Source organism: Streptomyces sp. TSRI0107 (assembly GCF_001905845.1).
GTDB lineage: Bacteria > Actinomycetota > Actinomycetes > Streptomycetales > Streptomycetaceae > Streptomyces.
On record NZ_LIVZ01000004.1, the window covers coordinates 655,083 to 669,330 of the forward strand.

Here is a 14,248-nt window from a genome sequence, read left to right on the forward strand (position 1 = left end):
GCGCGGACCGACAGTCCAGGCCCGCGGCTCAGACCGTCAGTCCCCGCACCAGCAGGTCGAGGAGCGCGCACGCGAACAGGGCGATGCCGATGAACCCGTTGACGGAGAAGAACGCCCGGTTGAGGCGGGACAGGTCGTGGGGGCGGACGATGGTGTGCTCGTAGACGAACGCGCCCGCGACGATCAGCAGGCCCAGCCAGAAGAAGGCACCGGCGTCCGTCGCCAGCGCGTACCAGACGAACAGGCCCGTCGTCACGGCGTGGCAGGCCCGCGCGCCCCAGATCGCCGCCGGGATGCCGAACCGGGCCGGGACCGAGCGGACCCCGATCTCGCGGTCGGTCTCGACGTCCTGGCAGGCGTAGATGAGGTCGAAACCGCCGATCCAGATGCCGACCGCGAGCCCGAGGATCACCGCGTCCCAGGACCACTCCCCGGTGATCGCCAGCCAGCCGCCGACCGGGCCCATCGCCTGGGCGAGGCCCAGGATGGCCTGCGGGAAGTTCGTGAACCGCTTGCCGTACGGGTAGACGACCATCGGCACGACGGCGACCGGGGCCAGGGCCAGGCACAGCGGGTTCAGCAGGGCCGCCGAGCCCAGGAACACCACGACCGCGACCAGCGCGCCGGTCCAGGCGTGCTTCACCGACATCGCGCCGGTCACCAGCTCCCGGTGCGCGGTGCGCGGGTTCCGGGCGTCGATCTCGCGGTCGATGATCCGGTTGACGGCCATGGCGAAGGTGCGCAGGCCGACCATGCAGACCGTGACGAGCAGCAGCCGGCCCCAGTGGATGTTCCGGTCCAGCTGGAACATCGCGGTGAGGGAGGCGATGTAGGCGAAGGGCAGCGCGAAGATCGAGTGCTCGATCATCACCAGGCGCAGGAACGCCTTGGTCCGCCCGGGCTGGGGGATCGCCGCGGAGGCCGCGCCGCTCACAGTCCGTACTCCTTCCACCTGCGGTCCACCTTCGCCGCCGTGTCCGGGTCGGACTCCACCATGTCCGGCCAGCCGCCGTCGCGGGTGTAGCCCTCCTCCGGCCATTTCCTCGTCGCGTCGATGCCCGCCTTGCCGCCCCAGAACTGCTGGTAGGAGGCGTGGTCGAGGTGGTCGACGGGGCCTTCGACGACCGTCAGGTCACGGGCGTAGTCCGTGTTCCCGAGCGCCCGCCAGGCGACCTCGTGCAGGTCGTGGACGTCGCAGTCGGAGTCCACGACGACGATCAGCTTGGTCAGGGACATCATGTGCGCGCCCCAGATGGCGCTCATCACCTTCTGCGCGTGCTTGGGGTACTTCTTGTCGATCGAGACGATGGCGCAGTTGTGGAAGCCGCCGGCCTCGGGCAGGTGGTAGTCGACGATGTCCGGGACGATGATCTTCAGCAGGGGGAGGAAGAACCGTTCCGTGGCGCGGCCCAGCGGGCCGTCCTCCGTCGGCGGGCGGCCGACGACGATCGACTGGAGCAGCGGGCGCTTCCGCATGGTCACGCAGTCGATCCTCAGCGCGGGGAACGGCTCCTGCGGGGTGTAGAAGCCGGTGTGGTCGCCGAACGGCCCCTCCGGCAGCATCTCGCCGGGCTCCAGCCAGCCCTCCAGGACGACCTCGGCGTTCGCCGGCACCTGCAGCGGCACGGTCTTGCAGTCGACCATCTCGATCCGCTTGCCCGCGACGAACCCGGCGAACAGGTACTCGTCGATGTCGCCGGGGAGCGGGGCGGTGGAGGCGTACGTCACGGCGGGCGGGCAGCCGAACGCGATCGCGACGGGCAGCCGCTCCCCGCGCCGGGCCGCCACCTGGTAGTGGTTGCGGCTGTCCTTGTGGATCTGCCAGTGCATGCCGATGGTGCGCTTGTCGTGGCGCTGGAGGCGGTACAGCCCGAGGTTGCGGATGCCGGTCTCGGGGTCCTTGGTGTGGGTGAGCCCGAGGTTGAAGAAGGAGCCGCCGTCCTTGGGCCAGGTGAACAGCGCGGGCAGCCGGTCGAGGTCCACGTCGTCGCCGTGCAGCACGACCTCCTGCACGGGCGCGTTGTCCGGTTTGACCTTCTTCGGCGGTACGTGGGTCATCGCGCCGAGCTTCCCGAAGGCCTCCCGCACACCGACGAAGCCGTGCGGCAGCTCGGGCTTCAGCAGCCCGCCGATCTTGCCGCTGATCTCGTCGTACGACTTCAGCCCGAGGGCCTTCAGCAGCCGCCGGTCGGTCCCGAAGACGTTCATCGCGAGGGGCATCGACGAGCCCTTCACGTTCTCGAAGAGCAGCGCGGGACCGCCGGCCTTGTTCACCCGGTCGACGATCTCCCCGACCTCCAGATGGGGGTCGACCTCCACCTTGATGCGCTTCAGGTCTCCCTCGCGCTCCAGTGCCCTGAGCAGGGAGCGAAGATCGTCGTAAGCCATGGGGTCAAGTATCCCCGAGGGGCTACCCTGGCCCCGTCACGGGGGCCGCCTGCGCGGGTCCCGACCGCCGTTCCACTGGGGGTGCACCATGCTCCGCGTCCTGATGTTCGTCGTGCCACTGGCCCTGAGCGTGTACGCGTTCATCGACTGCATCAGCACGGACGAGCAGGACATCCGCCACATGCCGAAGCCGCTGTGGGCGATCCTCGTGCTCCTGTTCCCCCTGGTCGGCTCGATCTCCTGGCTGATCGCCGGCAAGAAGCGCGCGCTCGCCGCCGACGGCTGGTCCGGGGTGCGGGGCGGCGGCGGCCGGTCGCGGCAGTGGGTCGCCCCGGACGACAACCCGGAGTTCCTGAAGTCCCTCGACAAGGACGGCGACGACAACGACGGCGGCGGCGAGGGCGAGAGCGACAAGAAGAAGCGGGACGAGCCCTGACGTGGAGCTGCGGCTGCTGGTCACCTTCGAGAAGGTCGCGACCGTCCTGAGCTTCACCCGGGCGGCGGCCGAGCTGAAGTACGCCCAGTCCAGTGTGACCAGCCAGATCCGTGCCCTGGAGTCCTCGCTGGGCGCGGAGCTGTTCGACCGGCTCGGCAGCCGCATCCGGCTGACGGAGGCGGGTGAGCGGCTGCTGCCGTACGCCCGCCGGATCCTGGAGCTGGCCGAGGAGGCGCGGTCGGCGGTCGCGGACGCCGAGGAGCCGGCGGGTTCGCTCACCGTCGGCACCATGGAGTCGCTGACGAACCACCGCCTGCCCCCGCTCCTGGAGCTCTTCCACCACCGCTATCCGAAGGTCCGCCTCTCGCTGCGCACGACGATCGGCGACGAGACCCGGCAGGCCCTGCGCCAGGGCACCTACGACCTGGGCTTCCTGATGGAGCGGGAGACCGAGCACGCCGGGCTGGAGACGGAGGTGCTGGCGGTCGAGCCGCTGGCCCTGGTCGCCGCCCCCGGCCACCCGCTCGCCGGCCGCCCGCTCAGCACCGCCGACCTTCTCCCCCAGTCCCTCCTCGCCACCGAACCGGGCTGCGCCTACCGCGACCTGTTCGAGCAGGAGCTGACCTCGCTGGCTCCCGTGGCGTTCATGGAGTTCGGCACGATCGAGGCGACCAAACGGGCGGCGGCGGCCGGTCTCGGGGTCTCGCTGCTGCCCGAGATCACGGTCGCCGCCGAACTCGCCGGGGGTTCCCTGGTACGGCTGGACTGGGAGCCGCCGTTCACGCTTCGGACGCAACTGGCGTGGCGGTCCGGGAAGCGGCTTCCGGCGCACGCCCGGCTGTTCCTGGAGCAGGCGCGGAAGCTGGCGTCCGAGCAAGGGTGACCTTGAGGCTGGCGGCGACGATCAGCGGGATGCCGAGCGCCTGCACGAGCCCGATGTGGTGGCCGTACACCGCCCAGTCCATGACCATCGCGACGGCCGGGTAGACGAAGGCGAGCACGGCGATCTTGGCCGTGGGCAGCTGGGCGTAGGCGGCGTACATCAGCACGTACATCAGCCCGGTGTGGATCACGCCGAGCCCGACCAGCCAGCCCCAGTCGGCGCCGGTCCCGCTCATCGCGCCGAAGTCCGCGAAGGGCAGCAGCAGCGGGATGCCGACGACGACCTGGACGAGGGCGATGAGGTGCGGGCGGACGCCGGTGATGTGCTTGGTGACGACCGTGGACAGGCCGTAGAGGAGCGCGGCGAGCAGGGCCTGGCCGATGCCGAGGAGGTACCCGCCGCCGTCGGCGAAGTCGCCCGGGGTCACGCCGGAGACGAGGATCAGCCCGGCGAAGGCGACGGCGATCCAGCCGGTCCTGGCGGCGGTGAGCCGTTCCCGGAAGAGCAGCGCGCCGAGCAGCACCACGTAGAACGGCTGGGTGTGGTAGACGACGGTCGCCACGGAGATGGACGTGTTCTCGTACGACTGGAAGAGGAGCACCCAGTTGAAGACGATGAACACCCCGCCGAGGACGGCGAGTCCGAGGGTGCGGGGCGTGAATCCGTGGTTCCTGAGCCAGCCGCGGGCGAGGACGTAGCCGCCGAGGGCGAGGGCGCCGAACAGGACGCGGAAGAAGACCACGTTGAAGGGCGAGGCGCCGGACTCGACGACGAAGACGCCGAGGGTGCCGGAGAGCACCATGGCGGCGGTCAGCTGGGCGGTGCCCTTGTGCTGCGACGCGGTCTGCGAGGAGGTCTGCGAGGTCATGCCCAGGACGCTACGAGCGGGCGAAGGCCCGGGTCCACGCGCCAGTGGGGCGTCCTGACGATGGGGCCATCGGCGGCGCCGATGGCCCCAGGTCGGTCACACCTTCGACCAGCGCTGGGAGGCCTGGCCGGCGCAGTTCGACGTCACCGTGTTGGTGTTCATCCCGAGGTCGAGGCACCCGCCGTTGCCGACGCTCACCAGCGAACCGCCCGAACCGGACCGCCACACCTGCGACGCCGAGCCGTCACAGGTTTTCACGAAGACGGCCTGCCCGAGCATGTTGGCGGCCAGGCAGCCGCCGGACTCCTTGTTGACCAGCCGGAATCCACCGGAGGTGCTGCTCACGGTCCAGGAGGTGCCGGAACCGGCGCAGCCGCCGGTGTTCGCGGCGCCGTAGACCTGGGTGAGACATGTGCCGTCGTCGCCGTTGCGGTAGCGGCCGGTGGAGGAGGCGGGGGCGGGCGCGGGGGCCGGGGCGGCGGTGACCGGGTCCGAACCGGAGCCGCCCGATCCGCCGGAGTCGCCGGTGCTGCCGGTACTCCCGGATCCGCCGGAGTCACCGGCGCCCGATCCGCCGTCGCCGTCGTCGGAGACGCCGGAGCCGTCGGCGGCCCCGGATCCCCCGGAGGCGCTGCCGCCACCGCCGTCCTCGCCGCGCTCCTCGCCGTCCTCGTCCTTCCCCTTGCCCTTGTCCTTGCCGGGTGAGGCGGACGCACGGTCCTCGGGTGCGGTGCCGGTGGGGTCGGGTGCGGCCGACGACGAGACCGTGACGGTCGGCGTGACGCCGGCCCGGTCCCGGTCCGGGTCGGAGGTGTGCGGGAGGTACTGGAGGGCGAGGGTCGTGGTGGTCGCCACGACGACGACCGGTACGACGGCCAGGACGACGCGGGTACGCCGCCGCTCACGGCGCGGCTGCTCCGGCCGGGACCCCTGCCCTTCGACGACCGGCGTCGGCGTCGGTGCCGGTTCCGGTGCCGGCGCGTCCGGCAGGGGCAGTTCGCCGGGGTCGGGCGTGCCGGCGGCGAAGCCGGCGCGTTCGGCGAGCGGTCCGGTGATGGACTCCGGCCACGGCGGCGCCTCGAAGGGCCCGTGCGCCTCGGCGAGTTCGAGCAGCTCGGCGGCGGTGGGGCGGCCCTCCGGGTCCTTGTCCAGGCAGGACGCGACGGCCTCGGCGAGGTCGGCGTCGAGTTCGCGCAGCGGCGCGAGGTCGGGCTGTTCGTGCACGATCCGGTAGAGCACCCCGTGCCCGGACTCGTCGCCGAAGGGCGGGCGCCCGCTGGCGGCGAACGCGACGACGGACCCCAGCGCGAAGACGTCCACGGCCCCGGTGAGCCGCCGGGCGCCCGAGGCCTGCTCGGGGGACATGTAGGCGGGGGTGCCCACCACCATGCCGGTGCGGGTCAGCTGGCTCTGCTCGGCGGCGCGGGCGACCCCGAAGTCGATGAGGGTGACGCCGTCCAGGGTGAGCATGACGTTGGACGGCTTGAGGTCCCGGTGCACCATGTCCAGCGCGTGCACCGCCGTCAGCGCGGAGGCGGCCTCCCGCAGCAGCACCCACAGGGCCCGCACGGGCAGCGGACCGCCGTGCCGGGCGACGGCCTCGTGCAGGGTCAGTCCGGGCACATACGCGGTGGCGAACCAGGGCGGCGTGGCGTCCCGGTCGCTGGCGAGCAGCGGCGCGGTGGCCGTCCCGGGCAGCCGGGCGAGGTTGTCCAGCTCGTGCCCGAAGCGCCGTACGAAGTCCTTGTCCTCGCCGACGACGGAGGGCAGCAACTGCTTGACGGCGGCGTACCGGCCCTCGTGCACGCCGAGGTAGACCCGCCCCATGCCGCCGGCGCCGAGCCGTCCGAGCAGCGGGATCGGACCGATCCGCCGGGGGTCGTCGTCCCCCAGCGGCTCGGTTCCGGGAGCACCGCTCATCGGGCGTACGCCCCGAGTCCGACGAGGCAGTACACGTACTCGCTGACGGTGACTCCGTTGAGGGTGTAGCGGGACGAGAAGGCGTACTGGGTCTGCGGGTTGTCGTTGCAGCGGCTCATGTCGGAGGTCATGGGGATGGACTCGATGACCTTGTAGTGCGCGTCGGAGGCGTTGCAGTCGACCTCGTCGACGTTGCTGACGCTCTGGGCGGTGGTGGAGTTCGGCAGCTCGCCGTTGAGGCAGGTGCCGGAGGTGTACGGGTCGGGTTCCTCGGTCTCGGACGGCTCCGCGTAGGGGTCCTCGTACGAATCGTCGGAGTCGTCGTAGCCCCCGGAGTCGCCGTAGTCATCCGAGTACGTGTCCTCCGCATACGGATCTTCCGTGGAGGGGTCCTCGGTGTACGGGTCGTACGGCGAGGAGGTCGCGTAGGAATCGGAGGACGAGTTGCTGCTGTCGTCGTTCGTCTGGCTGGTGCAGCCGACGGTCAAGAGCACGGCCCCGGCGACCGCGACCACCGCAAGGCGGCCACGAGCCCCCGCACCGGACTGCTGCGCTGTTTGTGACATGCCGTCAGTGTGGTGCAGCGAGAGGTAGTACTGGAAGATCTTTCTAGAAACTGATTCTAGAAATTCACGTGATCTACCCTGCACGACATGAGCCCCAAGCAGCAACGAGGTGCGGCGACCGCCGAAGTCCTCCTGGACACCGCCCTGCGCGTCTACGCGGAGGCGGGCGAACAGGGGCTGACCGTGAGCGCCGTCACCAGAGCGAGCGGGGTCAGCCTCGGAAGCCTCTACCACCATTTCGGCAGCATCGACGGCCTCCTGGACGCGCTGACGCGGCGCTGGCTGGACGAGCTGCTCGGCGAGCTGCTGGGAGCGCTCCAGCAGACCCGCACCGCCCGCACCGGCATCCGGGCGCTCACCCGGACGTACCTGACCTTCGTGCAGAAGCACCCGGCCGCCTCCCGCCTGCTCCACTCCTCGCGGGCCGACCGCCGGACCATTACCCAGGCGAAGGAACTCCGGGACACCCAGGAGGCCCGCGTCTCGGCGTTCGGGCTGTGGATCCAGACGCACGTCGACTCGGGCGAGGTGGCGCCACTGCCCCAGGCCCTGATGGAGTCCCTGGTCCTGGGGCCCATCGTGGCGACGGCCCGGCGCCGGCTGTCCGGCCTGGACGACGCCGACCTCGAGGAGGCGATGCGGGTACTGCCGGACCGGATCTGGCGGTCCATCGCCGCGGAAGCGCCCGCCGTCGAACCACGCGCTATTGAAACGTCCGATCCAAAACCGTAGTCTCGCCTCATGGCCCGACCACGGAACTTCGACGAGGGACGAGCCCTGGACGCGGCGATGCGCACGTTCTGGGAGAAGGGCTACGAAGCCACCTCCACCCAGGACCTGTGCGACGCCACCGGACTGGGCCGCAGCAGTATCTACAACACGTTCAAGAGCAAGCACGACCTGTTCGAACGCGCGCTGGCCCACTACATCGACACCATGACGACCGCCCAGCTGGCCCTCCTGGAGGACACCCGGCTCAGCGGCGCGGAACGCGTCCGCGCCCTGTTCGCCTGGGTGGTGGACGGCGAGACGGAACACCGCGCGGGCGGCCGCAGCCTCGGCTGCCTCACCGTCAACACCACGGTCGAACTGGCCGGCCGCGACGACCGCGCCGCAGAACTGCTGGAACGCGACACGGCCCGCCGCCTGGCGGCCCTGCGCGCGGCCGTGGAGGCCGGCCGGCGCGACGGCAGCATCACCTCACCCCGGGACTCCGCCTCCCTCGCCCGCTTCGTCAACGCGGCGATCGGCGGCATGCGCGTCTCCAGCCAGGGCGGCGCCGACCGGGCGACGCTGGAGGCGATCGCCGAGGTGACGATGGACGCGCTCACAGGCTGAGAAGCACACCGCGCCGCTGGCGCTTCTTTTCATGAGCAAGTTTTGTACTGAGCTATCCATAACCATGTTGACCAAGTCAAGGAGACCACCCGTGCCCCGAGCCGTGTACGTCCTCGCGCTCGGCATCTTCGCCATGGTGACCAGCGAGTTCGTGGTCGCCGGGCTGATGCCGCAGATGGCGGACGGACTGGACGCGACCGTCCCGCAGATCGGCTACCTCATCACCGCGTTCGCCGTCGCCATGGCGGCCGGCGGCCCCTTCCTCACCGTCGCCCTGATGAAACTCCCGCCGCGCACGGCCCTGATGGTCCTCTTCGCCGTCTTCCTCGCGGGCAACGTCCTCGCCGCGACCGCCACCGGCTACGGCGTCATGCTCGCCGCGCGCATCATCACCGGCATCGCCTCCCAGGCCTTCTTCGGCGTCGGCATATCGCTGTGCGCCCAGCTCACCCGCCCCGAAGCGCGGGGCCGCGCGATCGCCGTCGCCATGAACGGCCTCATGCTCGGCACGCTCCTCGGCCTGCCGCTGTCCACGCTGATCGGCGAACGCTGGGGCTGGCGGGCGGCGTTCTGGGCGATCACCCTCATCACCGTCGTCGCCGCGGCGGCCACCCTGCTCGGCGTCCCCCGCCTCGCCCCCACGGAGGCCGGCGGCGGCTTACGCGATGAGCTGCGCGTCTTCCGGCGGCCGGGGCTGCTGCCGGCGCTGGCCACCAGCACGCTCATCATCGGCGCGACGTTCTCCGCGTTCAGCTACTTCAACCCGATCCTCACCGAGGTCACCGGCTTCTCCACCGGCACGGTGCCGGTCCTGCTGATCGCCTACGGTGCCGCCACCGTCGTCGGCAACACCGTCGTCGGGCGGCTCGCCGACCGGCACACGCTGCCGGTACTCGCGGCGGGCCTGCTGCTGAACCTGCTCTTCCTCACCGGCTTCGCCATGCTCGCCGACGCGCCCCTCCCCGCCGTCGTCTGCATGCTGGGCATCGGGCTCGTGGGCGTCACCATGAACCCCGCGATGGTGACCCGAGTCCAGCGCGCGGGCAACGCGGGCCCGCTGGTGAACACGGTCCACTCGTCGTTCATCACCCTCGGCATCATCCTCGGCTCGTCGCTGGGCGCCGTGGTGATCGAGGGGTGGGGGTTGCGGGCGCCGCTGTGGTTGGGAGCGGGGATGGCGGTGGCGGGGCTGGCGACGGTTGCGCCTGCGCTCATGCGAGATCTGCGAGCGAGGCGGTGAACTCCGCCCAGGCGGTGCGGGATATCAGGAGGACGGGGCCGTCAGGGGTTTTGCTGTCGCGGATGGGGACGGCGGAGGGGAAGTCGGGGGCCGCTTCGACGCAGTTGCCGCCGTTGTCGCCGCTGTAGCTGCTCCTGACCCAGGTCGCCGCGCTCAGGTCGTACCTGTTCATGGTGCTCGAACCCCTCCCTCGCGTCGCTGATCAGAGCGGCGGATTCGCGAGCTGACGGGATGTCGGCCCTGAGCACATCATAGGTCTGGCTATGGCCCGCGTAGACGGCCGGATCATTGCTGAAATGGCCCCGGTCCAACGACTCGGAGTACACCCACCGGCTGCCGGGCAGCTCCATGAGAGACATGGAAATGCGGGGCCGGACAAGTCCGAGAAGGCCGGCCGGGGCCACCTGGATGCGGATGTTGGGACGTCGGCCGACGCTCAGCAGATGGGCGCACTGGTCCCTCATGATCTCGGGGCTCCCGACCACGGTGCGCAGGCAACTCTCGTCCAGGATCACTGCGTACATCGGGCCGTCGTCCGCAAGGAACCGCTGCTGTCGGCTGAGCCGGGCCCGTACGCTCGACTCCACCTTCTCGGCGCTTCTGCCCCGACGGCTGAACAACGCTCGGGCGTAGTCCTCAGTCTGCAACAGGCCGGGCACCAGCAACTCCTGGTACTCCCGCAAGGCCAGCGCCTGCGCCTCCATGTCGACCCTGCGCTGGAACCAGTCCGGATGCTCCACCTGCGGATACCAGTCCACCTTCGCCCACAGCCGCGCCAGCACCCCACCCGTACCCAGCACCTCGTCGCACTTCTTCGCGAACGTGTCCTGAGGTACCCGCGCCCCCGCCTCGACCCGCGCCACATGGGACCGGTCGCAGTAGACCTCCTTCGCCAGCCGCTCCTGCGTCAGCAATGCCATCTCCCGGAAATGGCGCAGCACTTCGCCGAACATCTCCGCGTTCGTCGCACCGGAGGTCCCCTCCGCGTTCCGCCTGGTCACCGCTTCCCCCTCCGTGCCAAACAGCCAGTCGCACGCGTCCAGCGTTGATTGCCGCTGTTCCCGTCCGCGACGCTCGATACACCCAGAGTCACGAAAGGTGTACGGATGGAACCGGGAACGCTCGTGTACGACCCGCAGACGCGCAAGGTCGGTGCATTCCAGGCCAGGGTCGGCCCGTACGCGCTGCTGCGCCCCGTCGGCGGCGGCCGGGAGTGGGAGGCGGACCCGGCGAGGATCAGGGCGGCCACTCCGGAGGAACGGCTGAGCGCCGGCGTGAGAGCGGCGAACGAGCGGTCGACGGGCCGCCGCCTCTTCCGGTTCGTGCCGTACACGATCTTCCAGGACCCGTCCGCGCAGCCGGAGTACGAGGCGTACTGCGTCTCGGGGGACGAGGCGGACTGCGGGGCGGCGTCGGGACCGCGGGCTCATCCGGCGGACGTCGAGGAGTGGCAGCGCAAGCACACCCAGGAGACCTGCCACCTGCGTTACCGGCGCAGCTTCGCGGACTATGCCGTACTCGAGAGACAGTGACGGCAGGGGCCGCCCGCTTCTTGGCCAGAGTCGTGCTTCCGCGAGCCGAGTAAAGGGCGCTTCACTCCGCTGCGCTGCGTTCCGCGTCGCCTTCGGCGATGGCCCTCCGGGCCACCCTTGACTCGGCTCGCTCCAGCACGGGTGAGAAGCGAGCGGACGGCCCGGAAAGACGGTGGCCCTCTGCCGGTTTCCGGCACCGTGGGCTGAGTTGCGCCCTGCGCAGGAGGCGCGTCAGCGCGGCGGCGGCACGCCGGGTGGGCTTGGCGGCTGAAGGCGGGTGGGTGGTTGATTGGAAGTTTTGGGACGCCGGGGGGAGGAGCCCTTGGAACGGTGCCTGGATGGGTGGGGGTTGGGGGTGGCCCGAAGTTTCCCATTACCTCACGAGAACGGGGCGGCGTACTCCGACGGGATGTCGGTGTACGCCGCCCCGGGGGGTGGGACGAGTCTGCGGGAAGTGGCCCGCGTCGCCATCGCGGTTACTTCGGGTCGTTGTCGAACTTGGAGGTCGACCAGAAGTAGCCGAGGATCACGAGGCCCAGGCACCAGGCGACGGCGAGCCATCCGTTGTGGCCGATCCCGGTGCCGAGGAGCAGGCCGCGCAGAGTCTCGATGGCCGGGGTGAAGGGCTGGTACTCGGCGACCGGCTGGAACCAGCCCGGCATGGAGTCGACCGGCACGAAGGCGCTGGACAGCAGCGGCAGCAGGATCAGCGGCAGCGCGTTGTTGCTGGCGGCCTCCGCGTTGGGGCTGACCAGGCCCATGCCGACCGCGATCCAGGTGAGGGCCAGGGCGAAGAGGACGAGCAGTCCGAACGCGGCCAGCCACTCCAGTGCGGTGGCGTCGGTGGAGCGGAAGCCGATGGCCACGCCGACGGCGCCGACGAGGATCACGCTCATCACGCACTGCAGCACGCTGCCGACGACGTGCCCGACGAGCACCGAGGGGCGGTGGATCGCCATGGTGCGGAACCGGGCGATGATGCCTTCGGTCATGTCGTTGGAGACGGAGACCGCGGTGCCGATGGTGGTGCTGCCGATGGTCATCAGCAGCAGGCCCGGGACGATGTAGGCGATGTACTCCGAGCGGCCGCCACCGCCGCCGCCGATGCCCGCGCTCATCGTGTCGCCGAAGATGTAGACGAAGAGCAGCAGCAGCATGACCGGCGTGAGCAGCAGGTTCAGCGTCAGCGACGGATAGCGCCGGGCGTGCAGGAGGTTGCGGCGCAGCATCGTGGACGAGTCGCGCAGCGCGAGGGAGAGGGAGCTCATCGGATGTCCTCCTTGGACTGGGCGGGGATGACGGCGGGGCCGCCGGTGAGGGCGAAGAAGACGTCGTCGAGGTCGGGGGTGTGGACGGTGAGTTCGTCGGCCTCGATGCCGGCGGAGTCGAGCCAGTCGAGGATGGAGCGCAGTTCGCGCTGGCTGCCGTCGCTGGGCAGCTGGAGTGCGAGGGAGTCGTCGTCGCGGGAGGCTTCGCGCAGTGCGGCGGCGGCGTGGTGGTAGGCGGTCGGGTCGGTGAAGCGGAGGCGGACGTGTCCGCCGGGGACGATCCGCTTGAGTTCGTCGGCGGTGCCTTCGGCGGCGATCTTGCCGTCGTTGAGGACGGCGATGCGGTCGGCGAGTTCGTCGGCTTCTTCGAGGTACTGGGTGGTGAGGAAGACGGTGGTGCCGCCGGTGACGAGTTCGCGGATGATCTGCCACATGTTGTGGCGGGAGCGGGGGTCGAGGCCGGTGGTGGGCTCGTCGAGGAAGATGATCCGCGGGCTGCCGACCAGGGTCATGGCGATGTCCAGGCGGCGCTTCATGCCGCCGGAGTAGGTGGAGGCGGGCTTCTTCGCGGCGTCGGTGAGGTCGAAGCGTTCCAGCAGTTCGGCGGCGACCTGGCGTCCCTCACGCTTGGACAGGTGGTGCAGGTCGGCCATGAGGAGCATGTTCTCCTCGCCGGTGATCAGGCCGTCGACGGCGGAGAACTGCCCCGTCACCCCGATCGCGGCACGCACGGCCTGCGGGTCGGCGGCGAGATCGTGGCCGCCGACGCGCAGTTCGCCGCCGTCGGCGGTGATGAGCGTGGACAGGATCTTCACGGCGGTGGTCTTGCCGGCACCGTTCGGGCCGAGAAGGGAGAAGATCGTTCCTTCCGGGACGGCCAGGTCGATGCCGTCGAGGACGGTCTTGTCGCCGTAGGACTTGCGCAGCCCGTTCGCCGCGATGGCCAAGCTGGTCATGAGAAGTGCCCCCTGTTTCAGTGACTGCGAGCGGTTACAGGCTGCGGGCGGTGATGTCGCCCTGGCCGGTGGTGGCGTGGATGTCGAGTTCGGCGGTGCCGTCGTTCTTGAGGGTGTTGCTGACGCGGCCGTAGCCGGTGCCGGCGTCCAGGGAGGCGGAGACTCCGCGAGCGGCGCCGACCGAGATGCCGCCCTGCCCGGTACGCAGGGTGACCGTGCCGCGGACGGCCTCGGTGATCTGGATGTCGCCCCGCTGGGTGCTGATCTCCGCCGGGCCGCCGAGGCGGCCGACCGTGACGTCGCCGTCGAGGGCGGCGAGGCGTGCGCTCGCGGCCTCGTCGAGCTTGACCGAACGGTGGCCGCCCGTGAGGGCGACGTCACCGAGCCGCCCGACGCCGCGGAACTCGGCGGCGGCCGCATTCGCCTCGACCCGCGATCCTGCGGGCAGCTGGACCGTCACCTCGACGGACCCGGACTGACCGAGGACCCGGTTCTTCGCCTCCGGCGCCTCGATCCGCAGCACGCCGTCGCTGTAGACGACCTGCACCTGCTCGGCGGCCTTCACGTCACGGCTCTTGGCGGCGTTGGCCGGCAGGACCTCGACGGTCGTGTCGGCACGGTCGGCGGCGATGAGCTGGATGCGTCCGGCGGGGATGTCCAGGACGGCGGTGACGGCGGCCGGGGTGTCGAACTTCTGCATGGTGCTCTCCTGTTGGCTCGTCGTTTCTGACATTGGAAACGCTACGTTGCATTCAGAGATACGGCAACATACTTGTTGCGAAGTATTGCTGTCTTCGCAGCTCACAGGCGAGAAATCGTTGCAACGGCTTTAGATTTAATGCAACGGTCCTTA

At 70.3% G+C, this 14,248-nt stretch carries 15 protein-coding genes and 1 pseudogene; 6 read left to right on the plus strand and 10 right to left on the minus strand.

From position 1 onward, the window contains the following. Nucleotides 1-28: 28 nt before the first annotated feature. On the minus strand, nt 29-934 hold the full coding sequence (gene mqnP / locus AMK31_RS13430; RefSeq protein ID WP_073940670.1) for a menaquinone biosynthesis prenyltransferase MqnP: 906 nt from the start codon (nt 932-934) through the stop codon (nt 29-31). After that, nucleotides 931-2,388: a menaquinone biosynthesis decarboxylase gene (locus tag AMK31_RS13435; protein WP_073940671.1), complete on the minus strand. Its 1,458-nt coding sequence runs from the start codon at nt 2,386-2,388 to the stop codon at nt 931-933. The genes mqnP and AMK31_RS13435 overlap by 4 nt, the downstream gene beginning before the upstream one ends. 88 nt (nt 2,389-2,476) lie before the next feature. On the opposite strand from AMK31_RS13435, the gene AMK31_RS13440 reads away from it, so the two are divergent. Then, nucleotides 2,477-2,824, plus strand: coding sequence for a PLD nuclease N-terminal domain-containing protein (locus tag AMK31_RS13440; protein WP_073940672.1), 348 nt, complete (start codon nt 2,477-2,479; stop codon nt 2,822-2,824). A gap of 1 nt (nt 2,825) precedes the next feature. After that, nucleotides 2,826-3,707 (plus strand): LysR family transcriptional regulator, encoded by an 882-nt coding sequence (locus AMK31_RS13445; protein ID WP_073940673.1) that lies wholly within the window; start codon nt 2,826-2,828, stop codon nt 3,705-3,707. On the opposite strand, the gene AMK31_RS13450 is transcribed toward AMK31_RS13445, so the two are convergent. From AMK31_RS13450 to AMK31_RS13460, 3 genes are all read right to left on the minus strand, one after another. Next, complete coding sequence (locus AMK31_RS13450) at nt 3,604-4,575, minus strand: DMT family transporter (protein ID WP_073940674.1); 972 nt, start codon at nt 4,573-4,575, stop codon at nt 3,604-3,606. The two genes, AMK31_RS13445 and AMK31_RS13450, sit on opposite strands and share 104 nt — an antisense overlap. A gap of 96 nt (nt 4,576-4,671) precedes the next feature. After that, complete coding sequence (locus AMK31_RS13455) at nt 4,672-6,495, minus strand: serine/threonine-protein kinase (protein ID WP_073940675.1); 1,824 nt, start codon at nt 6,493-6,495, stop codon at nt 4,672-4,674. Next, a complete protein-coding gene (locus AMK31_RS13460) occupies nt 6,492-7,061 on the minus strand; it encodes an LppU/SCO3897 family protein (protein WP_143204233.1) in 570 nt (189 codons plus the stop codon). Before AMK31_RS13460 ends, AMK31_RS13455 begins: the two co-directional genes overlap by 4 nt. A gap of 87 nt (nt 7,062-7,148) precedes the next feature. Between AMK31_RS13460 and AMK31_RS13465 the strand changes: the two genes are divergently transcribed. From AMK31_RS13465 to AMK31_RS13475, 3 genes are all read left to right on the plus strand, one after another. Beyond that, nucleotides 7,149-7,793 carry a TetR/AcrR family transcriptional regulator gene (locus AMK31_RS13465; protein WP_073940677.1) on the plus strand — a complete coding sequence of 215 codons (645 nt, stop codon included), beginning with the start codon at nt 7,149-7,151 and terminating at the stop codon, nt 7,791-7,793. Nucleotides 7,794-7,802: 9 nt separating this feature from the next. Then, nucleotides 7,803-8,399, plus strand: coding sequence for a TetR/AcrR family transcriptional regulator (locus AMK31_RS13470; protein ID WP_073940678.1), 597 nt, complete (start codon nt 7,803-7,805; stop codon nt 8,397-8,399). Nucleotides 8,400-8,490: 91 nt separating this feature from the next. Then, nucleotides 8,491-9,639 carry an MFS transporter gene (locus AMK31_RS13475; protein WP_073940679.1) on the plus strand — a complete coding sequence of 383 codons (1,149 nt, stop codon included), beginning with the start codon at nt 8,491-8,493 and terminating at the stop codon, nt 9,637-9,639. On the opposite strand, the pseudogene AMK31_RS41500 reads toward AMK31_RS13475, so the two are convergent. Both AMK31_RS41500 and AMK31_RS13485 read right to left on the minus strand, forming a co-directional pair. Next, nucleotides 9,611-9,727 (minus strand): annotated as a pseudogene (locus AMK31_RS41500) (DUF397 domain-containing protein); the annotation flags it as partial. The gene AMK31_RS13475 and the pseudogene AMK31_RS41500 sit on opposite strands and share 29 nt — an antisense overlap. Beyond that, entirely contained in the window at nt 9,681-10,592 is a 912-nt protein-coding gene (locus tag AMK31_RS13485) for a helix-turn-helix domain-containing protein (protein ID WP_107468602.1), read from the minus strand. The pseudogene AMK31_RS41500 and the gene AMK31_RS13485, both read right to left, overlap by 47 nt. Before the next feature lie 153 nt (nt 10,593-10,745). On the opposite strand from AMK31_RS13485, the gene AMK31_RS39155 reads away from it, so the two are divergent. Continuing rightward, the gene (locus tag AMK31_RS39155) at nt 10,746-11,171 is read left to right on the plus strand and encodes a DUF7848 domain-containing protein (protein WP_079186821.1); all 426 of its coding nucleotides are present in this window, start codon (nt 10,746-10,748) and stop codon (nt 11,169-11,171) included. A 476-nt stretch (nt 11,172-11,647) separates the two neighbouring features. Here AMK31_RS39155 and AMK31_RS13495 read toward each other — a convergent pair whose 3' ends face one another. Genes AMK31_RS13495 through AMK31_RS13505 form a run of 3 tightly spaced genes read right to left on the minus strand, consistent with a single transcriptional unit; the run spans nt 11,648 to nt 14,095 of the window. Beyond that, nucleotides 11,648-12,439, minus strand: a complete 792-nt coding sequence (locus tag AMK31_RS13495) for an ABC transporter permease (protein WP_073940682.1) — start codon at nt 12,437-12,439, stop codon at nt 11,648-11,650. Beyond that, on the minus strand, nt 12,436-13,395 hold the full coding sequence (locus AMK31_RS13500) for an ATP-binding cassette domain-containing protein (protein WP_073940683.1): 960 nt from the start codon (nt 13,393-13,395) through the stop codon (nt 12,436-12,438). Before AMK31_RS13500 ends, AMK31_RS13495 begins: the two co-directional genes overlap by 4 nt. Nucleotides 13,396-13,429: 34 nt before the next feature. After that, nucleotides 13,430-14,095 (minus strand): DUF4097 family beta strand repeat-containing protein, encoded by a 666-nt coding sequence (locus tag AMK31_RS13505; RefSeq protein WP_073940684.1) that lies wholly within the window; start codon nt 14,093-14,095, stop codon nt 13,430-13,432. Nucleotides 14,096-14,248 lie beyond the last annotated feature (153 nt).